Source organism: Kitasatospora brasiliensis (assembly GCF_032654805.1).
GTDB classification, from domain to species: Bacteria; Actinomycetota; Actinomycetes; order Streptomycetales; family Streptomycetaceae; genus Kitasatospora; species Kitasatospora brasiliensis.
Genome location: NZ_JAUOOW010000003.1, coordinates 216,916 through 242,557, shown reverse-complemented (window position 1 = coordinate 242,557; position 25,642 = coordinate 216,916). Strand labels below are relative to the sequence as shown.

At 72.6% G+C, this 25,642-nt stretch carries 12 protein-coding genes; 2 read left to right on the top strand and 10 right to left on the bottom strand.

Translation table 11 applies throughout. The features are described from left to right. Positions 1-66: 66 nt before the first annotated feature. The 5 genes from QWJ13_RS13605 to QWJ13_RS13585 are packed head-to-tail and all read right to left on the bottom strand — an operon-like array spanning position 67 to position 16,037. A complete protein-coding gene (locus QWJ13_RS13605) occupies positions 67-1,038 on the bottom strand; it encodes a prenyltransferase/squalene oxidase repeat-containing protein (RefSeq protein WP_316524234.1) in 972 nt (323 codons plus the stop codon). After that, on the bottom strand, positions 1,035-5,789 hold the full coding sequence (locus QWJ13_RS13600) for an excinuclease ABC subunit UvrA (RefSeq protein ID WP_316524231.1): 4,755 nt from the start codon (positions 5,787-5,789) through the stop codon (positions 1,035-1,037). Before QWJ13_RS13600 ends, QWJ13_RS13605 begins: the two co-directional genes overlap by 4 nt. A gap of 56 nt (positions 5,790-5,845) precedes the next feature. Then, complete coding sequence (locus QWJ13_RS13595) at positions 5,846-8,263, bottom strand: non-ribosomal peptide synthetase (protein WP_316524229.1); 2,418 nt, start codon at positions 8,261-8,263, stop codon at positions 5,846-5,848. Positions 8,264-8,287: 24 nt separating this feature from the next. Further along, complete coding sequence (locus QWJ13_RS13590) at positions 8,288-14,812, bottom strand: non-ribosomal peptide synthetase (protein ID WP_316524227.1); 6,525 nt, start codon at positions 14,810-14,812, stop codon at positions 8,288-8,290. Positions 14,813-14,843: 31 nt separating this feature from the next. Beyond that, complete coding sequence (locus QWJ13_RS13585; RefSeq protein ID WP_316524225.1) at positions 14,844-16,037, bottom strand: cytochrome P450; 1,194 nt, start codon at positions 16,035-16,037, stop codon at positions 14,844-14,846. A 190-nt stretch (positions 16,038-16,227) separates the two neighbouring features. On the opposite strand from QWJ13_RS13585, the gene QWJ13_RS13580 reads away from it, so the two are divergent. Then, complete coding sequence (locus tag QWJ13_RS13580; RefSeq protein ID WP_316524223.1) at positions 16,228-17,481, top strand: MFS transporter; 1,254 nt, start codon at positions 16,228-16,230, stop codon at positions 17,479-17,481. Positions 17,482-17,527: 46 nt separating this feature from the next. Then, positions 17,528-18,457 carry a thioesterase II family protein gene (locus QWJ13_RS13575; protein ID WP_316524220.1) on the top strand — a complete coding sequence of 310 codons (930 nt, stop codon included), beginning with the start codon at positions 17,528-17,530 and terminating at the stop codon, positions 18,455-18,457. A 269-nt stretch (positions 18,458-18,726) separates the two neighbouring features. Here the strand turns inward: QWJ13_RS13575 and QWJ13_RS13570 are convergent, their stop codons facing one another. The 5 genes from QWJ13_RS13570 to QWJ13_RS13550 all read right to left on the bottom strand — a co-directional run bounded on the left by QWJ13_RS13570 (position 18,727) and on the right by QWJ13_RS13550 (position 25,641). Beyond that, positions 18,727-22,599 (bottom strand): amino acid adenylation domain-containing protein, encoded by a 3,873-nt coding sequence (locus QWJ13_RS13570; protein ID WP_316524217.1) that lies wholly within the window; start codon positions 22,597-22,599, stop codon positions 18,727-18,729. A gap of 89 nt (positions 22,600-22,688) precedes the next feature. After that, positions 22,689-23,789, bottom strand: a complete 1,101-nt coding sequence (locus QWJ13_RS13565; protein ID WP_316524215.1) for a zinc-binding dehydrogenase — start codon at positions 23,787-23,789, stop codon at positions 22,689-22,691. Further along, positions 23,786-24,595, bottom strand: coding sequence for a phytanoyl-CoA dioxygenase family protein (locus tag QWJ13_RS13560; protein WP_316524213.1), 810 nt, complete (start codon positions 24,593-24,595; stop codon positions 23,786-23,788). Before QWJ13_RS13560 ends, QWJ13_RS13565 begins: the two co-directional genes overlap by 4 nt. Before the next feature lie 28 nt (positions 24,596-24,623). Next, complete coding sequence (locus tag QWJ13_RS13555; RefSeq protein WP_316524212.1) at positions 24,624-25,442, bottom strand: 2OG-Fe(II)-dependent halogenase WelO5 family protein; 819 nt, start codon at positions 25,440-25,442, stop codon at positions 24,624-24,626. Further along, positions 25,435-25,641 (bottom strand): MbtH family protein, encoded by a 207-nt coding sequence (locus QWJ13_RS13550; RefSeq protein ID WP_316524210.1) that lies wholly within the window; start codon positions 25,639-25,641, stop codon positions 25,435-25,437. The genes QWJ13_RS13555 and QWJ13_RS13550 overlap by 8 nt, the downstream gene beginning before the upstream one ends. Between the last annotated feature and the right edge of the window lies 1 nt (position 25,642).

Below are 25,642 nucleotides of genomic sequence, written 5' to 3'. Positions count from 1 at the left end.
TCCGATCCCGCTCGAATTCGACTGGCCAAGATTCTCAGTCGAACGGCGGGCCCGCGCGGCGGTGCGTCAGTGGTGTTTCACCGGTCCGGTGTCCGGCCGGAACCTCAGCCGCGGTCCCTCCCCGCTCCAGCCGTCGGCGGCCAGCCGCCCGAGGCTCGCCAGCAGGTCGAAGGTGAGCCAGCGGCTCAGGTCCGGATGCCGAGGGTGCTCCCACAGCCCGGCCGGGCCGCGAAGCCCGTCGAGGAACTCCACGAGATCGGCGACCCTGCTGTCCTGTGCGGACACGCCGGTCCTGGACACGAGGTCCAGGACGAAGGCCAGGTCGAACCGGGAGTGCAGCGAGATGAACCCCGTCGCCCGCTCCCGGCCGTGGAGCCGGGCGACCTCGGTGCCCAGCGCCCATTCGTCCCGGGTCTCCCGCCGGAGCAGCAGGTCTGCCGCCCGCCGGGCCGGTTCGGAGCCGGCGCGGGCCGGGTGCAGGACCAGGGCCGCCAGCGCCGCTTCCGTGTTGGCCCGGCAGCCCGGGGAGCCGGGAAGCCTGCGGTAGCCGGGAACGCTCCCGGGCTGGCCGGCGACCACGCCCGTCGGCCACGATCCGTCCGCGACGCGCTGGGCGAGCAGCCACTCGTACGCCTTCTCGGACCGCGGATCGGTCGCGGCTCCGACGGAGCCGACGGCCCGCAGCGGCACCGACGCCTGGAGCGGGATCATCGAGTAGCGGTCGTCCGTGCGGAAGGCGTCGAGCGGGAAGGAACCGTCGTCCTCCTGGCGCTCGAAGACGCGCTCCAGCAGCTCCGCCACCCGTGGATGGTCGCGGTCGAGACCGAGCCGGCCGAGTCGGCCGAGCAGCAGGCAGAGGTGCTGGAAGTCGGACGGATCGACTTCCAGCAGGGCGAGCACCGCCGGATCCTCCGAGCGCCGTGCCGTCAGGTCGACCAGTTCGGGGTCGTCGGACGGCACGCCGAGCAGATCGGAGAGGACGCGGCAGCGCAGCGCCGGGGAGCTGTCGCACAGCAACAGCCAGGCGGATCCGGTCATGACAGAACCTCACGCAGGTACGGGGCGGTGGGGGTGTCCGAGGCGGCCAGCGCCTCGGGGGTGCCCTCGGCGACCATGTGCCCACCCGCCGGGCCGCCGCCGGGGCCGAATTCGATCAGCCGGTCACAGCAGGCGAGCAGGCGGACGTCGTGATCGACGACGAGGACGCTGTGCCCCTTCGCCACCAGACCGTCCAGGGCCTCGACCAGCCGGTCGACGTCCACCGCGTGCAGTCCGGTGGTGGGCTCGTCGAGGATGTGCAGCGTCGGCCGGCCGTTCGCCCGAGCGATCTCCCGCACGAGCTTGAGCCGCTGGCGCTCCCCACCGGAGAGCGTGCCGGGCCCCTGTCCGAGCGTCAGGTAGCCGAGGCCGAGCTCGACGGCCCCGCGCAACGGCACGGCCACCTCCTCGACGTCCTCCCACAGGCCGAGCACCTCCTCGATGCCCAGGCGCTCCAGTTCGGGCAGGCTGTACCCGCGCACGTCGAGCTCCCGGACCTCCGCCCGGTAGCCGGTCGCGCCGCAGGCGTCGCACGGCCGGTGGACGGTCGGCATGAAGCCCATGTTCTCGGCCACCGTGCCCTTGCCCTTGCAGCCGTCGCACTGCGGGACGAGCTCGGCCGGGCCGAGTCCGCGCTCGCAGGCTTGCGGGGAACCCGCGTACGCCTCGCGCAGCGGGCCGAGCACCTTGAGGAAGGCGCCGGGCGAGGTGATGCCGACGCTGCTCTGGTCGGTGTACTTCACCTGCCGCGGGGCCCCCTCGATGGCCTCGTGGGCACCGGGGTCCACCGGTGTGGCGGCGGCGGAGGTGGTGATCTTCTTCGGAGCGAGCGCGCGCGCCAGGATGTCGATCGCGAGGGTCGACTTGCCCGAACCGGACACTCCGCAGATCCCCGCGAGCACGCCGAGCGGAATGCGCACGTCCCCGCCGGCGAGGTTGTTCTCGGTCGGCTTGCGGATGGTCATCCAGCCGCTGGGGTCGAGCCGGGCGGCAGCGGAACGCGCCGGCAGGGGGCGGTCCAGAAGGGGACGCGCCTGCCGGTTCTCCCGCACCTGCGCCGCGGTGCCGGACGCGACGACCGTCCCGCCGTGGCGACCGGCCGCCGGACCCATCACGATCCGGTGGTCGGCCAACTCGACGAGTCTGGAGTCGTGGTCGACGAAGACCACCGTGTTGCCGTTGTCGCGGAGCTCCTCCAGCACCCGGCCGAGCACATCGGCCTCGCGGGGATGCAACCCGCGCGACGGCTCGTCCAACAGCACGGTCATCCCGGTGAGTTCGGCACCGAGCAGGGCCGTCAACCGGACCCGCTGGAGTTCGCCCGCCGACAACGTGTTGGCCATCCGGTCCAGGTGGAGGTGACCGAGGCCGACCCGGGCGAGGAAGCCCAGGCGGCGCAGGACGACGGCGTGCGACCGGACCACCCAGCCCGGAGCCCCGTCGGGAACGGGCAGCCCGGTGATCGCGGTGCGCACCGCGTCGATGCTCGCGCGGTGCAGGTCGTACCGGTTCATCCCGGCCACCCGCTGGTCGAGGAACTCGGGCCGCAGCCGGCCGCCGCCGCAGGACGGGCAGGGCACTCGCTCCGCGTACAGGCCGCCGACGTCCCAGGCGTCCATGATGCGCAGGACCCCGCGCCAGACGACGGTGGCCGACGGGGTGACCCGGGCCTCCGCCGAGAACGTGACCTCCTCCTGGCCGAAGAGGAACGCCTCCTGCGCCTGCGGGGTCATCTCGCACCACGGGGTGCGCGCGGGATCGAAGCCGTAGCGTTCGGCAAGCGCCAGCAGCGCCCAGTAGCCGCCGTTGGCGGGCTTCGACAGGTACGAACGCGGATAGAAGCCCGGTGAGTACATCGCGCCGTCGCACAGCGGACGATCCGGCCGGTGGATCAGGCGATCGACCCGGGGGACGGACACCGTGCCCATGCCGTGGCACCGCAGGCAGGCCGCCTCGTAACGCAGCGGTGAGAAGTCCGCGGGCTCCGCGGGAGGGCCCGAGCGGCCGCATCCGCCGCATGACCACGCACTGCCCGGCCGCGGCCCGGAACGCCGGACCTCCGCCCCGCAGTCGGGGCAGGTCCGCGCACCGAGGTACGCGAGGAGCACGCCGAGGTGCGGGCTGAGGTCCGTGACGGACCCGACGGTGCTGCGCAGGCCGGGGGCGCGCCCGTCGGCACCGATCGCGAGGGTGGGCCCCAGCCCGGTGACGGACGCGGCCCCGGCCTCGGGCCCCTCGCGCACCGACTGGCGCTCGTAGAGGGAGAGCGATTCCAGCAGCCTGCGGGTCGCCTCGGCTTCCAGCACGTCCCGCACGAGCGAGGACTTGCCCGACCCCGAGACGCCGACGACCGCGGTCATCGCCCCCTTGGGAATGCTCACCGACACGTCGCGGAGGTTGTTCGCCCTCGCCCCGCGGATCTCCAGAGCGGTGCGGGCGGGCCGGGGACGACGGGCCTGCGCGTCCGGCCGCGGCGGGGCCTCGGCGCGGGGCACGGGCGGCCCGGCGTGTTCGAGCCGTCCGCCCCGCGGACCGCTGCCGGGACCGATCCGGATCGTCCAGTCGGCCATCGCCGCGATGTCCTGGTTGTGTTCGACGACCACGACCGTGCAGCCGCGATCGGTGAGCCCGCGCAGCAGCGCGGCCAGCCGGGGGACGTCGGCCGGGTGGAGTCCGGTGCTGGGCTCGTCGAGGTAGACGAGTTGGGCCGGCTTGGTGGCCGCCATCTGCTTGGCCAGCTTGACGCGCTGCGCCTCCCCTCCCGACAGGGTGGGCGAGGGCTGCCCCAGGCCGAGGTAGCCGAGGCCGACGTCCGACAGGGCCTGGAGGATGCGCCGGGCCTTGGCGTCGTGGCCGAACAGCGGGAACGCCTCGCGCACGCTGAGGTTGTAGACCTCGTCGACGGTATAGCGCCGGCCGTCGGCCAGTTCGGCGGACACGCCCAGCGCCTCGGCACCGAAGCGGCGCCCGTCGCACGCCTCGCAGACCACCCACTCCGAGGGCAGGAAACGCAGTTTCACCTCGACCGATCCCATGCCCGCGCACTCGGGGCAGGCGCCTTCGGCCCGGTTGAAGGAGAAGATCCCAGAGGGGGCTCCGGTCGCCGCGGCCAGCACGGCCCGGATGCGGTCCGCCAGGCCGGTGTACGTGGCCGGATTGGAACGGGGATTGACACCGATGGGCGACTGGTCGACGGTCAGCGGCTTGATCGGCGGGCCGTCGAGCGCGGCGCAGCCCCGGGGTTCGCCGGCCTCCAGGGAGGCGACCAGCACGTCCCGGACCAGCGTGCTCTTGCCCGCCCCGGAGGGGCCCGTCACCACCGTCAGGGCGCCGATCGGGAAGGCGCAGTCGAAGCCGTCCAGGTTGTGGTGGCGGGCCCGCCTGATCGTGATCCAGTCCTCGCCGGTTCCCGAGCCCTCGGGCGGCGCCAGTCGCTCACGGCCGGAGAACCAGCGTCCGGAGACGGTGTCCGCCTGCCACAGTTCGGCGGGCGTCCCTTCGAAGACGACGCGTCCGCCGCCCGGCCCTGCCCCGGGGCCGATCTCGACGACCCGGTCCGAGGCCGCCACCGCCGTGGGGTGGTGCTCGACCAGCACCACCGGCCCGGCCAGCTTCTCCAGTTCCCCCATCAGCTGCCGGACCTGTACCTCGCCGAGCCCGATGGTCGGCTCGTCCAGGATGTGGAGCAGGTCCTCGACCTCATTGCCGAGGAGGACCGCGATGCGCAGTCGCTGTGCCTCACCCCGCGAGAGCGTGGGTGAGGAGCGGTCGAGGCCCAGGTAGCCGAGGCCCACGGATTCGAGGGCCTCCAGCCGTCGCCGGACGTGTCGCAGCGCCGTGCCCGCGTGAGCGGGCAGTGCGACGCCGGCCAGCACCTCCCGGACCCGGCTCACGTCGAGCCGCAGGAGCCCGGGGAGGGTGAGCCCGGCCAGTTCGTAGCCGGCGCTCTCCGGGCCCTCCTCCCGGAAGTCCTGCGGCCGGACGTCGGGCAGCGACGCGCCGCACCCCGCGCACAACCGGGCGCGGGAGAGCACCCGGGCTCCCGACCCGGTGACGAACACGACCTGGGCGGTGCCCAGGGCGGCGACCTCGTCGAGCAGACCGCGGGCCTGCCGCACGTCGCCGCCCTGGGCCAGGGAGCCGACCAGGACCTCGATCGTGTGGGGCAGCGCGGGGTCGAGGGGGCTCCCCGACCAGGGCCGGCCGTCCACGCTGACGCGCTCCGGGCCGAACCGCCCGACGAGTCCGGCCAGCAGCCGGCCGTGACCGCCGAGCGCGCCGCGCACGAGCGGGGCGACGACGTCGACGGCTCCCGCCCCGGCCGCGTCCCTCAGGACGGACAGCTGCTCCTCGGCGGAGACCACCTCGGTCGTCTCCGAGCAGGCGTGACAGCGCTGGACGGCGAACCTGGCGAACAGCACCCGCAGGAAGGGGTGGATGCCCGCGGCGGTGGCCACCGTGGACCGGGGGTTGCGGTTGAGCACGTTCTGCCCGACCGCGACCGCGGGCCGCAGCCCGTGGATCGCGCGGACCCGGGCCGCCCGGGCCCCGGCGGCGGAGGGGGTGCCCGCGAACGTCGCCAGGAAGCGGTGTCTGGCCTCCCGGTGGAGGGTGTCGAAGACCAGCGACGACTTGCCGGAGCCGGATGCCCCGACCACCGCCGTGATGCCCTCCGACAGTGTCACTTCGACGTCTCGGAGGTTGTTCTCCGTGGCGCCCTCGATGCGGAGCCCCGCCCCCTCTGCGCTCACGACGCAGTCCTCCCCGTTGGTCTGCCCACCGTTTCGGTTCCCTCCCCTTGGTTCGCTCACAGGCTACCAAGCAGGGCTTCGGCCTCTTCCTCGGAAAGCCCCCCGACCAGCGCGGTCAGCGCCTCCTCGACGGAGTCGGCGACGCCCTCGACCGTCGGCATCGCGAAGAAGTCCCGGACCGACACCTGGATGCCGAACGTGGCATTGACCCGGTTGAGCAGCTGGAGCGACTTCAGCGAGTTGCCGCCGATCGCGAAGAAGCTGTCACCACGGCCGACCCGCTCGACACCGAGCACCTGGCACCAGAGGGCGGCCACCTGCTCCTCCAGCGGGTTGAGGGGCGCCTCGCCCCGGGTGCGCGCCTGACGGTCCTCGACACTCGGCGCCGGCAGCCGCAGCCGGTCGAGCTTGCCCGACGGGGTGTGCGGCAGCGCGTCGAGCGCGACGTACACCGCGGGGAGCATGTAGCCCGGCAGGTACCGCTCCGCGTGCGCGGCCAGTGCCTCGGCGTCCCAGCCGTCGCCGACGACGTAGGCGGCGATCTGGTTGTCCCCCGACTCGTCCTGGAAGACGGCGACGGCGCACTCGCGGACCCCGCCGTGTCCGCCGAGCACCGCCTCGACCTCTCCGGTCTCCACCCGGCAGCCGCGGATCTTCACCTGGCCGTCGACCCGGCCGAGGTACCGGATCCGTCCGTCGGCGTCCACGTCGACGAGGTCCCCGGTGCGGTAGAGCCGCTCGCCGGGCGAGACCGGGTAGGGGTGGGGGACGAAGCGCTCCGCCGTCAGCGCGGGGCGGCCGAGGTAGCCCTGGGCGAGCCCGCCGACACCGGACACGCACAGCTCTCCGGGCACGCCCGGGGGCACCGGGCGCAGCGCCTCGTCGAGCACGAAGAGGCGGTAGATGCCGATCTGACTGCCGATCGGCAGCCCCCCGTGCCCGTCGAAGGTCCGCCCCTCCCAGCCCGCGACCTCGGAGGTCTCGGTCTGCCCGTACAGGTTGTGGAGTTCGGCGTCGAAGCGGTCGGAGAACCGTTCGAGGAGGCCGGCGCCGGCCGCCTCACCCGACAGCTGGACCCAGCGCAGGTCGGGGCAGGCCACCTCGGGAGCGAGGTTGAGATAGGCGTTGAGCATCGACGGCACGAAGTGCGCGAACACGGTCCGTTCGGTGGCGAGGAGTCGGCTGAGGTGCACGACGTCCGACTCCGCCCCCGGGTCCGCCATCAGGATGGTCGCTCCGGCGCTCAGCGGACCGAAGAGCTCCCAGATCGCCACGTCGAAGATGAGCGGCGTCTTGTGGATCACCCGGTCACCCGGCACGAGCCCGTAGCGGCGTCCCAGCCACTCCAGGCGGCCGGCCGCGCAGCGGTGGTCGATGACCACGCCCTTCGGGGTGCCGGTCGAGCCCGACGTGTAGTAGACGTACGCCGCGTGGTCGAGGGAGACCGCCGCCGCGGGCGCCTGCGAGGCCGTCCCCTCGGCCGGGACGCGGATCACGGCGGCCCCGATCCCGTCGAGCCGGTCCGCCTGGGAGTCCTGGGCGATCACCGCGGCGACCCGGGCGTCCCGGGCGATCACCGAGACCCGCTCGACGGGGAGCGCGGGCTCCAGCGGGACGAAGGCGGCTCCGCGCTTGAGCACCGCGAGCAGGGCCACCACGAGGTCGGCCGAGCGCTCGACGCAGACGGCGACCAGGCTGCCGGCGCCGATGCCGGCGTCGGCCAGCACGTGGGCGAGCAGGTTGGCTCGGCCGTCCAGTTCGGCGAAGGTCGTCGCCCGGCCGCCGGCCTCGACCGCGACCGCTGTGGGGTGCGAGCGGACGGTCGCCTCGAACGCCTCGTGCAGCGGGAGCAGGCCCTGGTAGTCCTCGAACGCGGCGTTGGCCGCGGCCGCGAGCTCCAGCTGCCGGGCCTCGGGGAGCACCGCCAGTTCGTCGATCCTGGCCTCGGGGCGCCGGACGGCGTCGGCGAGCAGGGTGAGCAGGCGTGCGGTGCACTCCTCGGCGGTCACACCGGCGGGCAGCGACCCCCACTCCAGCAGGCCGGTGAGCTCCGCTCCGTCGGTCTCGACGGTGCACAGGACGCGCCCGTCCGCCGACATCGGGAGGGGACGGCCGTGCTGGAAGACCACCTGCTCGACGGTGTCGGGCGTCGCCGCGCCGTCGGCCGGCCCGCCGGCCCGGCTTCCCGCGAGGCCGTGGTCGACGCCGCGCAGAAGGTCCGCGAAGCTCTGCTCCCCCAGGACCTCCAGGCCGAACGCCCGTGGGCGGTCCGACGGCAGGAGGACCTCGGCGTTCTCGCGGCGGCTGTGCCGGAACCGGGTGGCGAGGAGGGCCGCGAGCACGACCGCCGCCTCTCCCGTGCCGTACCGGGACGCGACCTGCGCGGCCTCCTCGCGAACCTCCGGCCGGAGCCGAAGGGTCACCGTCGACGTGGCGCTGCCGGGCGTCACAACCGTAGTCCCGTCGTTGTCCATTGTGCTCTCCTTCCAAGCGGCCGGTCAGCGCGCCGTTTCGTTCATGTAGGCGATGTTCTGGGCGAGTTCACCCAGGTTTTGGGTCGTGTAGATGTCGAGCAGGTTGATCTCGACGCCCATGCTCCGGCGGATGCGGATGCTCAGCTGCGTCACGAGGAGCGAGTGCCCTCCGAGCGCGAAGAAGTTGTCGGTCAGTCCCACCCGGTCCCGGGACAGGACGTCCGCCCAGATCCCGGCGAGTTCCTTCTCCAGTTCCGTGACCGGCGGGACGAAGTCGCCCTCGTCTCCGGGCACGTCCGGCGGCTCGGGCAGCTTGGACCGGTCCACCTTGCCGTTCAGGGACAGCGGGACCTCGTCGAGCTCGATGAAGGCACCGGGCACCATGTAGGCGGGCAGCCTGCGCTCCAGGTACTCCCTGAGGCCGTCGGCGGGGACCGGGTTGCGGTGGACGACGTACGCCACGATGCGCTGGATTCCGTCGGCCGTCGCGCGGACGGCGGCCACGGCCTGGTCCACGTCCGGGTGGGCGGCCAGGTGGGCCTCGATCTCGCCGAGTTCGATGCGGTGTCCGCGGACCTTCACCTGGTGGTCGGCCCGGCCGAGGCACAGCAGTTCGCCCTCGGGCGTCCACCGGACGAGGTCACCGGTGCGGTACATGCGGCTCCCCGGCGCTCCGTACGGGTCCGGGACGAACCGGTCCGCGGTGAGGCCGGCGCGGTGCAGGTAGCCGTGGGCGAGTCCCTCCCCCGCGAGGTGGAGCTCTCCCACCACCCCGACCGGTACCGGCCGCAGCGCCGCGTCCAGCACGTAGGCCCGGGTGTTGCGCAGCGGTCGCCCGATCGGCGGGGCTCCGGTGACACCGTCCCTGGAGAACCAGGCCGTGGCGTACACGGTGGCCTCGGTGGGTCCGTAGAGGTTGGCCGTCAGGTCGGCGCCCACGGCGGCGGAGATGTCGTTGGCGGCCCTGGCGGACAGCGGTTCGCCGGCCATCACCACCGTGCCGGCCTTGGCCTGGAGGCCGCCGGCGCCGTGGATCTGCGCCAGCGCGGACGGCACGCCGCTGAGCAGGGAGGCGCTGTAGGGGCCCGCCGGCGGGTCGGCGAGGCTGAGCAGGGACGGCACGATCTCGACCGCTCCGCCGGTCAGCAGCGGGGCGAACATCTCGAAGACGGACACGTCGAAGTTGAGCGAGGTGGCCGCCAGGACGCGGGCCAGCTGTCCGCCGTCGAAGGTCTCGCCGGCCCAGGCCGCCAGGTTGGCCACGCTGCGGTGCGCCACCACCACGCCCTTGGGTCGGCCGGTGGATCCCGAGGTGTAGATGGCGTAGGCCGGGTGCAGCCGGCTCAGCGGGGCCCTGCGCTCGTCGTCGGTGAGGTCGTGGTCGGCCTGCGCCGCGATGCCCGCCCGGGTGACGGGCTCGTCGAGGACCAGGTGGGCGGTGCCGTCGACCGGCAGCCGGGTCCGGGCCTCCTCGGAGGTGAGCACGATCGCGGGGGCGGCGTCGTCGAGCATCAGAGCGATGCGGTCGGCCGGGTAGGACGGGTCGACCGGCACGTACGCGGCACCGGACTTGAGCACGGCGAGGACCGCGACGACGATCTCGGCGGTGCGGGGCAGGGAGATCGCCGCGAAGTCGCCGGGGCCGATGCCCAGGGACACCAGGTGGCGGGCCAGCCGGTTGCTCGCGGCGTTGAGCTCGCCGTAGGTGTAGGAGGTGTCCTCGAAGAAGACGGCGGGGTGCCGCGGGGCGAGGGCCGCCTGCCGCTGGAAGAGGTCCGGCAGCGTGGCCGTCGGCACCTCGGCGGCGGTGTCGTTCCAGCCGTCGAGGAGCAGCCGGCGTTCGGCGTCGCCGAGCAGCGGCAGTTCCTCCAGTGCCGTGTCCGGTGCCCCGGCGATGTGGTCGAGGAGCCGGACGAAGTACTCGGCGAACCGCTCGACGGTGGACCGGTCGAACAGCGCGGTGGCGAACTCCAGGTCGCCCGAGATCCCGCCGTCCTCGGTCTCCGTGAGGTAGAGGGTCATGTCGAACTTCGCGAGCCACGCCTCCGGCCCGTTGCCGGACGGGGCGATGCGCAGTCCGGAGGCCGTCGTCCGGGTCTCCTCCGGGGACATCGCGTAGTAGCTGAAGGCGACCTGGAAGATCGGGTGCTGGGAGACGTCGCGGTCGGGCTGGACCTCGTCCACGAGGAGCTCGAAGGGCAGCTCCCGGTGGGCGTCGCCGAGCAGCACGGACTCCCTGATCCGCTCCAGGTGGGAGCTGAAGGTCTGCTCGGCGGTCGTGCGCGAGCGGACCGGGATCGTGTTCACGAAGAGCCCGATCAGGGACTCGATCTCCACGCTGCCGCGGCTGCCGGAGAAGTAGCCGACGCAGAGGTCGTCCTGGCCGCTCAGCCGGTGCAGGAGGGCGCTGTACGCCGCCATGGTGATCATGAACATGGTCGCCCTGTTGCGGCCGGAGAGGGCCCGCAGCCGGGCGGTGAGCCCGGCGTCGATCCGCAGGTTGACGCAGTCGCCGGCGAAGTCCGGGACGGCGGGGCGGGGCCGGTCGGTCGGCAGCTCGATGGTGTGCGGGGTGCCGGCCAGGTACTGCTTCCAGTAGAAGAGGTGGTCGCGCAGGGACGAGCCCTGCAGCTTGCGGCGCTGCCACGCCGCGTAGTCGGCGTACTGGAGAACCGGCTCGGGCAGCGGGGAGGGCTCGCCGCGCAGGAACGCCTCGTACAGCGCGACGAGTTCGTCGATCACCACGGCCACGGAGTAGCCGTCGATGACGATGTGGTGCGCGGTGATGACCAGGAGGTGTTCCTCCGGCGCGGTCCGGGCGACCTTGGCCCGCAGGACCGGACCGGCCGTGATGTCGAAGCCGGTCTCGCCCTCGTGCCGCAGCAGTGCCCGCACCTCGGCGTCCGGGTCCGCCGCGCCGCTCACGTCGACGATCTCCAGCGGGCACACGGCGGTCTCGGACACGACCGGGACGATGGTCTCCCCCGCCAGGTCGAAGGTGGTGCGCAGCACCTCGTGGCGCCTGACGATCTCGTCGAGTGCGGCGCCCAGGGCCGCGGTGTCCAGGGGACCGCGCAGCGCGAACGGGACCTGGACGTTGTAGAGGCCGCCCTCGGGCTGCAACAGGTGCAGGAAGACCATGCGCTGCTGGGCGTAGGACGCCTGGGCGGGCTCGCCGACCGGGCGCGGGAGGACGACATCGGGGACGCCGCCGGACGCGGCGATCAGTTCCGCGAGCCTGGCGACGGTCGGCCGCGCGTAGAAGTCGCGCACGGACACGTCCGCGCCCGTGCTCCGACGCACGCGCGCCAGGATCTGCGAGACGAGGAGCGAGTGACCGCCGAGGGCGAAGAAGTCGTCGAGCGCGCCGACCCGTTCCGTCCTCAGGACCTCCTGCCAGATCTCGGCGACGAGTTCCTCGACGCCGCTGCGCGGGGCCACGTAGGACGAACCGGTGTCCGTCCCTTCGTCGCCCGGTGCCGGGAGGGCGTTCCGGTCGGTCTTGCCGTGCCGGTTCAGCGGCAGCGCGTCGAGCACCACGTACCCGGAGGGAACGGACTGGACGGGCAGGCGGTCCGCCAGCCAGGCGCGCAGCTCGACCGCGGCCGGAGCCCGGTCGGGGTCGACCGGGACGATGTACGCGGTGAGCCGCTGGGAGCCCAGCGCGTCCGCGTGGGCGAGCACGACGGCGTCGTGGATCGCCTCGTGCAGCCGCAGGGCCGCCTCGGTCTCGCCGAGTTCGACCCGCATGCCGCGGATCTTGACCAGGTGGTCGGTCCGGCCGAGGTACTCCAGGCCCGCGTCGGGGCGTCGGCGGACCAGGTCGCCGGTGCGGTACATGCGCGAACCGGCCGGGCCGAAGGGGTCGGGCAGGAACCGCTCCGCGGTCAGAGCGGGCCGGGCGAAGTAGCCGCGGGCGAGGCAGGCACCGGCGACGTACAGCTCGCCGACCGTGCCGGACGGAACGAGGTTCAGCGCCTCGTCGAGAACGTACCCGACCGTGTTGCGCACGGGCTGTCCGAGCGGTGCGACCTCGGGCCAGCCGCTGATGCCGGGCGGCATCTCGTAGGAGGTGACGACCTGGACCTCGGTCGAGCCGTAGTGGTTGTACAGCCGGCGACCGGGCACGGCGTCGACGAAGCGCCGCAGGGTGTCGCTCAGAGCGAGGGCCTCCCCGACCTGCACGACGTGCTTGAGGGCGGGCAGGGTGCGTCCGTCGGCGAGGGCCGCGCGGGCCGCCAGTTCGAGCACCACGTTCGGCGCGAACAGGTCCGTGACCCGCTGCTCGTCCAGCCAGAGCGCGAAGCGCTCGGGGTCGCGCCGCAGGTCCTCCGGGACGATCGCGAGGGTGGCGCCCGCGAGCAGGGTGAAGAGCATCTCCTGGACGGAGACGTCGAAGCTGAGGGCGGTGAACTGGGCGGTGGTCCGACCGGGGCCGGTCGGAAGGGTGGTGAAGTGCCACTCCATCATGTTGAGCATGGCGCCCGTGGTCATGACGACGCCCTTGGGGAGCCCCGTCGAACCCGAGGTGTAGAGCAGGTACGCCGGGGTGGCGTCGGTGACGGCGGCGGCGGGCGGATTCGCCGTGCTCCGCTCCCGGCAGACCGACAGCTCGGGGTCGAGGACGATCACCTGGACGTCGTGCCCCGCCAGCAGCTCCGCCCCCGCGGCATCGGTGACCACGACGGTGGGCCGCGCGTCGGCCAGGAGGAGGGAGAGGCGCTCGGACGGCAGCGCGGGATCCATCGGCAGGTACACCCCGCCGGTCTTCAGCACCGCCAGGAAGGCCGTCACGGCCTCCTCTCCCCGCGGCAGCAGGACCGCGGCGACGCGCTCGGGGGCGACCCCCGCCTCGGTCAGGGCGCGGGCCAACTGGTTGGCCCTGGCGTTCAGTTCTCCGTAGGTCCGGCTCCGCCCGCCGTCGGCGACGGCGACCGCGGAGCCGGCCGAACGGGCCCGCTCCTCGAACCAGTCGGCCAGGGACCCGCCCCGCAGGGCTCCGGCCACCCCGCCGGACACCAGTTCCGGCCGCTCGGCGGCGGTGAGCAGCGGCAGGTCGAGGATCCGGACGTCCGGGTCGGCCACGATGCCTTCGAGCAGGCGCAGGAACAGTCGGGACAGCTCCGCGACGGTCGCCCGCTCGAAGAGCGCGGTGGCGTACTCGAAGCTGCCGAACAGCCCGTCCCCGGTCTCGGCCATGAAGAGGGACAGGTCGAACTTCGCGGTGGTGCTCGGCTGGTCGACGAAGGTCACGTCCAGGTCCGCCAGGTCGAAGTCCTGTCGGCCCTGGTAGGAGAACATCACGTCGAAGAGCGGATGGCGGGCCTGGCTGCGGCCCGGCTTGAGCGCGGCCACCAGGCGGTCGAAGGGCAGCTGGCGGTGGTCGTAGGCGCCGACGACGCTCTCCCGCAGCCCGGTCAGCAGCCGGCTGAAGGGCGGGTTGCCGGCCAGGTCCGCGCGGATCACCACGGTGTTGGCGAAGTAGCCGACCATGTCGGCCGTCTCGGGGTGGGCGCGGCAGTCGACGGGCGTACCCACGCAGACGTCGTCCTGGCGGCACCAGCGGGCCATCAGGGTGTGGAAGGCGCCGAGCAGGACCATGAACGGGGTCACGGAGTGGCGTGCGGCCACCTCGCGCAGGCCGGCGAAGAGCTCGGGGGACAGCGCGAAGCCGACCGACGCTCCGGCGAAGTCGGTGACCTCGCCGCGGGGGTGGTCGAGCGGCAGGTCCAGGCCCTCCGGGGCGCCTTCCAGCCGCTCGCGCCAGTACTCCAGTTGCCGGGCGTGCTCCTCGGCGACCGCCGGGCCGCGCTGCCACACGGCGTAGTCGGCGTAGTGCGCGGGCGGCTCCGGCAGCGGCGAGGGCCGGCCGAGGCGGAAGGCCTCGTAGAGGTCCTTGATCTCGGTGAAGATCGTGCCGATCGAGGGACCGTCGACGATGATGTGCTGGGCGTTGACGGCGAGCACGTGGGTGGTGTCGTCCAGGCGCAGGAGCTGCGCGGCGAACAGGCGGTCCCGCGCGAGGTCGAAGTGCGTCGCGAAGTGCCGGTCGAGGTGCCGTTGGACGGCGGTCTCCCGCTCCTCGGCCGACGTGTCGCCGAGGTCCACCCGCTCCAGCTGGATCCGCTCCTCGGGGAGCACCACCTGGACCACGCTCTCATCGGCCTCGTGGAAGCGGGTGCGGAGCACCTCGTGCCGGCGCACGACCTCGTCGAGGGCCTTCACCAGGGCGGGGACGTTCAGGTCCCCCTCGATCCGCAGGACGCTGCCCACGTTGTAACTGGACTGCAGACCGAGGCGGTCGAGGAACCAGAGGCTCTCCTGCCCGTACGACAGCGGCAGGTCGTCCGGCCTCGGCCCGTCGAACAGTCCGGCCTCCTCGGCCGGTTGCGACAGCAGTCGGACGACCTCGTCCTTGTGCGTGCGCAGTTCGGCGATCCCCTCGGGCGTGAGGGCGCCGGTCGGACGGAAGCGCAGGCGCCCGTCCTGGACCCAGAGTTGGATGCCGTCCGCGGTCAGCCGTTCCAGCAGTTCGCGCGCTGCGGTCATAGTCGGCCCAGTCTCCCCTTGTTGTCAGTGGTCAGTGCGGACGGAATTCGAGCGGAAGGGAGGTGAGTCCCCCGAGGATGTAGGAGGCGATGCGTCGTGGTTCTCCGCACACCTCGATGTCCGCCGGTAGCTGGGCCAGTTCCTCCAACATGACCCGGATGGTCAGCCGCGCCAGGTTCGCGCCGATGCAGAAGTGGCCTCCGCCGCCGAAGGCGACGTGGTGGTTGGACTTGCGGTCCAGCAGGAACGAGTCGGGCTGGTCGAAGACCTTCTCGTCCCGGTTGAGGGAGGGGAGCCAGACCGTCACGGCGTCGCCCTCGCGGATCCGCACGCCGTTCAGTTCGGTGTCCCGCTGCGCGGTGCGCAGGATGTGGGTCACCGGGGCGGTCCACCGCAGGAACTCCTCCGCGGCGGTCTTGAGGCGCAGTTCGCCGGCGCGCAGCGCCCGCCACTGCTCCGGGCTCTCCAGGAGCGCCAGCATGCCCGCGCCCACGGCCTGCCGGGTGGTCTCGTTGGCCGCGACGATGACGTTGTCGCAGGTCAGAATGACCTCGTCGTCCGTGATGTCGAGGCCTTCGGCCTGGGCCCGGGTCAGTGCCGACACCAGGTCCCGGCCGGGGTTGCGGCGCTTCTCCTCGATGATCTCGGAATAGTGGCGGAGGATCTCGAAATGCGCCAGCTGAGCCTCCACACCGCCGAGGTCGGTGGAATTCTCGGCCGCTTCGGTGGTCACCTTGGCCAGCATCTCCACGTCATCCATGGAAATGCTGAGGAGTTCCGCGGAAACGGCGAGCGGTATTCGTGCCGCAATGTCCTTGACGAAGTCGCAGCGGCCCGCCTCGACGACGCCCCGCAGTGCGGACCGGACGACGTCCCGGGTGCGTTCCTCCATCACGGCGATGGCCCTGACGGTGAACAGCCCCATGATCGCCCGGCGCAACTGGTCGTGTCGCGGCGGGTCGCTGAGGGCCATCATCTTTCCGGCGCCCGGGTACGGGTCCCGGAAATTGGGTCGGAGGAAAATCCCCTTGGTCGAGGTGAAGCGCTCCCAGTCGGTGAGGACTTCGAGGCCCTCGGCGTGGGTCGTGACGGCCCAGTAGCCGCCGTGTTCACCGTACTCGTGCCAGGAGACGGGACTTTCCTGCCGCAGCCTGCGCCACACCGCGTGCGGGTCGCCGTGGGAGTAGAGAAGCGGATCGGTAAGAGCGGAAATCTCCTGCAGCACAGCCCCTCGAATTCTTCGTCGTTTTTTCTTCTGCCGCCAGCGAGAGAATATCCGGTGTTCGATGGAGCAATCTGTTCAGTCGAACACCGGGGCGATCCGTTGGTATGCGGCCGCTAGAGTGTCCGAGGCCCCCGCACGGCCGGACGCAATAGCGCCGGCAGTCGTCACATCACAACTGAAATGGGTATCGATGGCCGCTCTGCTGATGGACCGCCTACCCAAACTGCTGCACCAGATCGCGTTCCGGCGGTTCTGGACCGCCCAGACGATCTCCTTCCTGGGCGATCAGGTCTCCACCATCGCCCTCCCCCTGACAGCCGTCCTCGCCCTGGACGCGTCCCCCGCCCAGATGGGCTTCCTCGGAGCGCTGGCCTCACTGCCCAATCTGCTCTTCGCCCTGCACACCGGGGGGTTCGTCGACCGGTACGGCCGGCTCAGGAAGCTGATGATCCTCTGCGACGTCGGACGGGCCGTCGCCCTGCTGTCGGTGCCGGTCGCCTACGCGCTGGGCTCCCTGACGCTCCCCCAGCTGTGGCTGGTCGCCTTCGTGACGGGCACGCTGGGCATGCTGTTCAACGTCGCGAGCAACAGCCTGTTCGCCGCGCTGGTGGACCGCGCGGACTACGTCCAGGGCACCTCCCTCACCCGCGGCAGCTTCTCCTTCTCCTGGGTCGCCGGCCCCGGACTGGGCGGCATGCTCGTCCAGCTCGTCTCCGCGCCCGCCGCCCTGGTCGCCGACACGGTGTCCTTCCTCGGCTCGGCGCTGCTGCTGCGGTCCATATCGGTGCGGGAACCGGAGCCCACGAAGAAGACCTCGGACTCGCACATCAAGGACGGCCTGCGCTTCGTGCTCCGGACGTCCGTGCTGAGGGCCAAGTTCCTCTCGGGCGGCCTCCTCAACCTCTTCTACACCGTCTACTTCACGCTGTTCCTGCTCTTCATCTCGCGTGAGCTCGCCCTGACGCCCGGGATGATCGGGGTCGCCCTCGGGCTGGGCGCCATCGGCGCGCTGCTCGGTTCGTTCGTCACCGGCTGGTTCAGCAAGCGCATCGGCATCGGCCTGACGTTCATCGTCGGCTCGGTCGTCTTCCCCGGTGCGCTCGCCCTGGTCCCGTTCGGGACCGAGGACAAGTGGATCGCCTTCGGCCTGGTCGTGGTGGCCGAGCTCCTGTCCGGCATGGGACTGATGCTCTGCGACATCGCCGGCTCCTCGATCCAGCAGGCGCTCACCCCGGACCGCTACCGGTCCCGGGTGCAGGGCGCCTACCTCAGCCTCATCAACGGCGTGCGCACCGCCGGCGCGCTCGTCGCCGGTGCGCTCGGCACCTGGATCGGCCTGCGCCCGGCGCTCTGGCTGGCAGTCATCGGCGGCGTGCTGAGCGTCCTGCCGCTGCTGTGGGTGCCCGTGGCCCGGATGCGCACGCTGCCCGACCAGGCCGAGTGACCGACCGCTCCTGACCCCAGGACCAACGAACGACGGATGGGACCTCATGTCATTCCTCGCCCACCAGTTGATCGGTGAGGCCCGGCGCCGCCAGGTGCGGCTCTGGGTGGACTCCACCGGCGAGCTCCGGTTCGCGGGACCGGCGGCGACCCTGGACGAACGGTTCGTCGCGCTGCTGCGCGCACAGGCGGGACCGATCACCGCCAAGATCGGCCAGGACGCCCCGGACCGCTGGCTGAAGCCCCTCACCGAGGGCGACGGCGATCTCCTGCTCTACCTGATCCCGGCCGCCGGGGCCGGACCGGGGGCCTACCGGGCCTGGACCTCCGCCGCTCCGGCGGGCCTGCGCATCGAGGCGGTGCTCACCCCCGGGCGTGAAGAACGCTTCGGCGAGGCCCCGTTCACCGACGTCGCCGCGCTGGCCGACCGGATCGCCGAACAGATCCTGCGGCACGCCGACCGCCCCTTCGGGATCTTCGGGCACAGCACCGGCGCCCTGGTCGCCCGCGAGGTCACCCGGCGCCTGTCCGGCTCGACCTCCGACCAGCTGGCGCTGTTCGTCGCCGGGGCGCTCCCGCCCCACCTGGTGAGCGGGCCGTCGCACGAACCGACGGACGACGAGCTGCTCGCCCACCTGAACGCGTGGCAGGGCACGCCGGCCGAACTCCTGGCGGACACCGAGTTCCTGCGGACGTTCCTGCCCACCCTGCGCGCGGACCTGCGGCTGTTCGCCTCGTGCCACCGCGAGGTCTCCCCGGCCGAGCGCGTCGACGTGCCGGTGACGGCACTCGGCGGGCTCCACGACGAGACGGCACCCGAGGGGCACTGCGAGGCGTGGCACCCGTGGGCCGCGGGGGCGTTCCGCACCCGCATGGTGGAAGGCGGCCACTTCTTCCCCGTCACCGCCGCCCGCGAGGTGCTCGACGAGGTCGTTCGCGAGCTCGGCCACCGGCGGGCGGAGCCGACCCGGACCTGACGGGGTTCGGCACACGGTACGGAAAGGGCCGGGGGCCACGGCTGGACGCCGTGGCCCCCGGCCCTTGCGCGTGGGGGTCGTGCCGAGCGCCCCAAGCCCGTGCCCGGCGCCGGCCCGGACACCACCGGCGGGTGGACGCCGACCCGGCCGCTGACGGCCGAACGGCGCTGGGCCCCCGCTCGCCGGGCTGTTCGCGATGCCGGTGCGGATCACCCGGTGTGGATCACGCCGACGCGGGCTCCGTGCGCGGGGGAAGGCCCGGTCGTCGCCTACCGCGGACCCGCCGCGGCTTCCAGGGCCCGGACCAGGTCGGCGGCCAGGGCCTCAGCCGTCCCCGGGTCGAAGACGTCCGTGGCGTATTCGAGCGTTCCCACGACACCCGCGGGCTCCCCGGCGGGCGTGAACCGCTCGACCATCTTGAAGCAGAGGTCGAACTTGGCCACGCCGAGCTCCACCGGCTCGAACGCGGCCGTCAGCCCCGTCAACCGAGGCGGCTCGGTCTCCTCGACCTGGAACGCCAGCATCACCTGGGCCAGCGGGTGGCAGGACAGCGAGCGGGCCGGGTTGACCAGTTCGACGACGTGCTCGAAGGGCACGTCCTGGTGCGCGAACGCCGCGATGTCGCAGTCCCGCACCCGGTCCAGCAGGGCGGCGAAGTCGGGCTCCCCCGAAGCATCGACACGCAGGACCAGCGTCCTGACGAAGAAGCCCACCAGGTCGTCCAGGACGGGGGCGCCGCGGTCGGACACCACCGCGGCGACCACGATGTCGTCGCCCGCGCCCCGGTCCGCCAACACCGCGGCCAGGGCCGCGTGGACGACCGCGAAGGTCGTGGCCCGCCGGCTCCGGGCGAGGGCGCGGATCCCGCGGTGCGCGTCCGGCCCCACGGCGAGGGACACCGCGGCTCCGGCGCCCGTACGGAGCGCGGGCCGCTCGCGGTCCAGCGGCAGCGGGATCGCGGGCGGCAGAGCCGCCAGCCGCGCCTCCCAGTACCGGTACTGCTTGCGCAGCACGTCGGGCATGCCGTTCCCGGAGTCCGCGAAGAGGTCGCGCTGCCAGACCGCGTAGTCCGCGTACTGCACGGGCAGCGGCTCCCAGCCGGGCGCACCACCGCCGGCGCGGGCGCCGTACGCGGCGGCGAGGTCACGCAGGAACGGCTGGAGCGAGACACCGTCACAGGCGATGTGGTGCATGACGACGAGCAGGACGTACTCGTCCCCGCCGAGGCGGAACAGGGTGCTGCGGACCGGCAGGTCGGCGACGAGGTCGAACGGCTCGCGGGCCGCGGCCAGCACCGCGGCTTCGAGCTCGGCCGGTGTCACCGTCACGTCCGCGAACGGCGGGACGGCGTCCGGCCCGGTCAGCACCCGCTGTTCGATCCCGGCGTCCGCCATCGTCAGCACCGTGCGCAGGACGTGGTGCCGCTCGACCACGTCGGCCATCGCCGAGCGCAGCGCCGGCACGTCGAGGCTTCCGGTCAGACGCAGGGCCAGCGGCTCGTTGTAGCGGGGGCCGGGACCTTCCAACTGGTCCAGGACCCACAGGCTCTGCTGGGCGAAGGAGGCCGGCGCCGGACCGTCGTCGCCGCGCGGGACCACTGGCGGCCGGGCCGGTTCCACCAGCGAGAGCAGGGCTGCCAGTTCGACCACCGACGGGTTGCCCAGGACGTCGCCGAGGCCGAGTTCGACCTGGAACTCCTTGCGGACGCGTACGGCGAGCTCGGCCGCCGTCAGGGAGTGGCCGCCGAGGTCGTAGAGGCTGTCCCGGATTCCGACCGACGGCGTGCCGAGCACGTCGGCGAAGATCCGTGCGAGCCGGCGTTCGACCTCGGTGCGGGGCGGGTCCGTGTCCGCCGTACCGGCTGGGGCGGGAGCGGGCAGGGCCCGCCGGTCCACCTTGCCGTTGGAGTTGAGCGGGAACGCCGGGACCACGGTGAAGGAGGCCGGAACCATCGCGGGCGGCAGCGAGCGGCGCAGCTCCGCACGGGTCGCGGCCCCGAGGCTGCCGGGGTCGACCCCCGGTGCGGGCAGGAGGTAGGCGTCGATCCGCCGGTCGACGCCCTCCCCCGCGGTGACCAGGACGACGTCCCGCACTCCGGGGGCCGCGCGAAGAGCCGCCTCGACCTCTCCGAGTTCGATGCGCATGCCACGGATCTTGATCTGGTTGTCGGTCCGGCCGAGGTATTCGAGGAGGCCGTCCGCCCGTCGGCGCACCAGGTCGCCGGTCCGGTACATCCGGGACCCGGGCGGACCGTACGGGTCGGGCAGGAAGCGCTCCGCGGTCAGGGCCGGACGGCCGGAGTAGCCGCGGGCCAGGCAGACCCCGGAAGCGTACAACTCCCCCGCGGCGCCCGGGGGAACGAGCCGGAGGGCATCGTCCAGCACATAGACCGAGGTGTTCCAGACCGGCGCGCCGACCGGGGCCGACGCGGGCCAGGCGTCCACGTCCGCGGGCAGCACGTACGAAGTGACGGCGTGCGTCTCGGTGGGACCGTAGTGGTTGTGGAGGCGCCGGCCGGGCACGGCGCGGAAGAACCCCCTGAGCGTCTCGCTGAGGACGAGCGCCTCACCGGCCTGCGCCACATGGGCCAGGGCGGGCAGGGCCCGCCCCTGCTCCGACGCCGCTTGGAGGAGCAGTTCGATCACCACGTTGGGGGCGAACAGGTCGGTGACGCCGTGCTCCTCCAACCAGGGCGCGAAGTCCTGCGGGCTGCGCCGCACCTCTTCCGGGACGATCGCGAGCGTCGCGCCCGACAGCAGGGCGGACAGCATCTCCTGGACGGAGATGTCGAAGCTCACGGAGGTGAACTGGACGGTGACCCGGCCGGGTCCGCTGGGCAGCTCGTCGAGGTGCCAGGCCATCAGATTGAGGACGGCCTCCTGGGTCATCAGGACGCCCTTGGGCCGGCCCGTCGAACCGGAGGTGTAGAGCAGGTAGACCGGCGTCCCCGGCCCCACCGGCGCGGTCAGCTCCGGGTCGGACAGATCGGCCGGGGACTGTGCGGCGCAGGCGGAGAGGTCCGGGTCGAGCACCAGGACCGCCGGGCCCGCGGCCGGTACGAGTTCGGCGCCGGCCGCGTCCACGACCGCCACGACCGGGGCCGCGTCCTCCAGCATCAGGGCCACCCGCTCGGGGGGCAGTTCGGGGTCGACGGGCAGGTAGGTGGCTCCGGTCTTCAGCACCGCGAGGAAGGCCGTCACCGACAGCTCCGAGCGCGGCAGCACGACGGCCACCACGCGCTCGGGGCCCGCTCCCGCCGACACGAGTGCCCGCGCGAGGCGATTCGCCCGCGTGTTGATCTCGCCGTAGGTCAACCGCCTGGGGCCGTCGACCACGGCGACGGCCTCCGCGTGGAGAGCCGCCTGCCGCTCGAACCACCTCGCCAGCGGGCCCTGCGGAGGAACGCCGCGGGGCCCGGTGCCGATCAGTGCGGCGACCTCGCCGGGCAGCAGGCAGTCGATCGTGTCGAGCGTGGCGGCGGGTTCGCGCACGGCCTGGGCGAGCACCGACACGAAGCGGTCGCACAGGAGCTGGGCGTCGTCCTCGTCGAGGGCGGCGACGGGCCGGGTGAGCCGCACGAGCGGGCCCTCACCCGGCTCCCGGCCTTCGGTCTCGAAGGAGAACCACAGCGCCGCCGTTCCGGGGATGTGCACGGGAGGAGCGCAGTCCACCGCCACACCGACCTGGAACAGCGGCACGCCGGGAGCGTCCCGGGCGGCATTGACGGCTTCCGTGAGGTCCTCGAACGGGATGCCGTCCTGTCCGGCGGCGTTCCGCTCCTGCGATCGGACCGCCGCCACGAGCGATCGGAAGTCCGTCCCGGCGGAGCCCGCGATGCGCAGCACCCGGGCTCCCGGCGCCGTGTCCGGCGACGCGGCCCCGAGCGGAAGGTCCCCTCCGGCCCGCATCAGGACGAGCAGTGCGGCGACACCGGCCGTCAGCACTGTCGACACGCCGGTGTCCGTGTCCTCGGCGAGGCGGGACAGGGCCTCGCCGAGGGCGGCGTCCAGCGGGCGCTCGGCCGTGGCCGTCTGCGCCGGGCCGGGGTCACCGGCCCGGCGCAGACCCGGAATCTCGATCCCTTCCGGGAGGTCGGCCAACACGTCACACCAGTACTGCAATTGACTCGGCGGGGTCGCCATGGGGTCTTCCCTCGTTCCGGGCCGCGGCACCGCGCCGCGGCCGTGATTGGGCTGCGAAAGGGTGGCTGCGGTCCGGCGGGGGGACCGGCTCAGCTGACGAGCACGGCCTTCATGACGGTGCCCGCGGCCATGTCCTCCAGGGCTCGACCGTGCTCCTCAAGGGCGTAACTGGTGACCAGCCGCGCCAGGTCGAACCGCCGCACCAGTGCGGGCAGCAGCGCGACGTACTCCACCAGGTGGGCCCCGGTGAACGCCCAGGACCCCACCACGTCGAGCTGACGCAGGACGATCTGGTGCGGGTTGATGGTCGCGTCCCCGCTGTCGGTGTACTGGCCGACCACCAGGTAGGAGCCACCGCGCCGGGCCAGCCGCAGTCCCTGGTCGATCGCGCCCGGAACGCCGGTGGCCTCGATGACCAGGTCCGCACCGCGGCCGCCGGTCAGCTCGACGACCTCGGCGAGGGCGGCGGCGCGGTCCTCCCGCTCCACCACGTTGACGTGGTGGTCGCCGATGCCGGCCGCGGCGGCCGCGGCCAGCCGCTGCTCGGGCCCGCCGGCGAGGATCACCCGCCCGGCCCCGGAGAGCTGGGCGAGCGCCGCCGCGGCCAGGCCGACCGGGCCGCTGCCCTGGACCACGACGGTCTCCCCGACCCTGACCGGGCGACGCTCGAACAAGGCGTGCACCATGGTCGGACCGGCACAGGCGAAGGCCATCGCGGCCACCGGGTCGACCCCGTCGGGGACCTTCACGACCGTGGTGCCGGGCCGCAGGCAGATGTACTGCGCCCACGATCCGGACAGGCCCGGTTCCTGGTCCGTCGGCCGGTTGACGCCGTAGGTGCGGCGGTTCTCGCACAGCGTGGGTTCGCGGTGGATGCGGCACGGCACGCAGACCCCGCAGGCGATCGAGGAGGCCCACATCACCGTGTCGCCGACCCGCAGGGGCGTGCCGTTGACGTCCTCCGTGGCCCCGGTGCCGAGCTCGTGCACCGTTCCGAGCCCCTCGTGCCCCAGGACGAGGGGCGTGGGCACATCGAGGTGCCCCTGCTGGAGGTGGAGGTCCGTGCCGCACACGCCGCCGTAGCGGCTCGCGACGATCATCCCGCCCTCCGGTGCCGGCGGGACCGGGAATTCCCGCAGCTCCAGCGGCCGGCCGAACTCCGTCAGCACGACGGCGCGTCCGATGCTCATGCCATGACCTCCATGACCGGAAGGATCTCCTGATCGGTCGTCCGCAACGGGGCGGTGTCGCGTCCGACGACGTACTCGGGGCGGGGCACGGCCGGGTGGGGCACGTTGGTGACGTCGTTGTACGTCACGATCAGCAGGCGCCGCGGGTAGGGCGCCATGTTCGGCGCCGAGCCGTGCACGATCTCGGGGTCGAAAAGGACGACCGTGCCCGCGGCCCCCTTCGCGCTCACCAGGCCGTGGCGGTCGACGAGACCGGTCATGTCGGCCGGGGTGAGGGCGATGTCCTCCGGGTCGACGTGCTGCTCGGAGGCGGCCGGGCCCCCGGCCGGGGTCTTCTTGACGAGTCCGTCGCGGTGCGACCCCGGGCAGAAGATCACCGGCCCGTTGAACTCGTTGACCTCGTCGAGGAAGACGCCCACGTTGACGAGCTTCGGCTGCTCCAGCCCGTCGGCCATCTGCCAGGCCGCGAAGTCCTGGTGCCACGACCAGCCCGCTCCGGAGAACGGCGGCTTGGCGTTGATCTTGAACTGGTAGATGTACGCCTCGCCGCCGAGGAGCTGGCGCACCGGGTCGAGGACTCTCGGCGAGCGGATCAGGCCGGCGAACTCGGGCTGGCGCACGTGCGAGGCGTAGACGGCCCTGACCTCACCCCCGTCGCTTTCGAGGACGCGCTGCTCTCCGGGTACCAGGGCGTCCCGGCGGAACGCCTCCTGGAGGGCTTCCGTCTCCTCGGCGCTGAACAGCTGGTCGAGAATCAGGAAGCCCTGGGTGCGGAACTGCCGCACCTGCTCTTGGCTCAGTTGCATGTGATCACTCCGCTCACGGGTGGTGGTGTCAGGACCAGACCTGGAGCGGGCCGCGTCCGGTCACGCCCAGGAAGAACGAGAGGCTGACCCGACGGCCCTCACCGGAGATCCCGTTGACCGCGTGGAGGTTGCGGGAATCGAAGATCACCACATCGCCGGCCTCCGGGCGCACGACCGCCACCGGCTCCTCCGCGACAACCTGCTCGTCGTACCCGTAGCCGTCCCGGTACGGCTCGTCGGTGGGCTTCCACCGGCGGCGGTACACCCGGGTCTCGCCGCCCTGCTCGGGCATGGAGAGGTACCAGTTGAGCGTCAGGAAACTGGCCGGGGTCTCGTCGAGGACGCCCGGGAACTCCCGCACGATCTCGTCGAAGTGCAGCTTCGCGCCGTTGTGGATCTCTCGGATCATCCCGGAGAACAGCTCACGGCCCTTGGACCGCGCCGGCTCGACGCCGTCGCCCCACGCCCGGCCGATCCGCTCGACCGCCAGGTCCATCGGATCGGTTCCCCGGTACAGCTTGCCGCGCAGGCGGCGGGCGTCGGCGGCGACGTCCCAGTAGTCGTCGGTCAGCGTGTGGGCGCCGTAGAAGTCGTAAGCGGCAGGGCCGATCTTGGCGATGGGCGGGAAGATCAGGTTCTCGTCGTAGGCGCCGAACTCACGGTGGTCCAGCCCCTCCATGATCTCGGCGCACTCCTCCGGCGAACCGAATCCGCGCACCCGCACCGCGCCGAGGACTCCGACCGCCAGCCGCAGGATGTGGTCCCGGGTCAGTTCGTCCACGGTCTCGGTGTCGAAGAGCGTGAAGATCGGAGACGCGTTCGTGCTGACGTCCAGCAGTTCAGCCATGGTTCACCTGCATGAAGGTCCGCAGGCTCAACGGACGCATGTCCGTCCACAGCTCCTCGATCCGGTTCAGGCACACGTCCTTCGCGGCGGCATCGCCGACGGCCTGCCAGCCGTTCGGCAGCTCCCGGTCGGCGCGCCAGATCGAGTACTGCTCCTCGTCATTGCGCACCACGAGGTACCGCTCCGCGTTTGCTGTCATG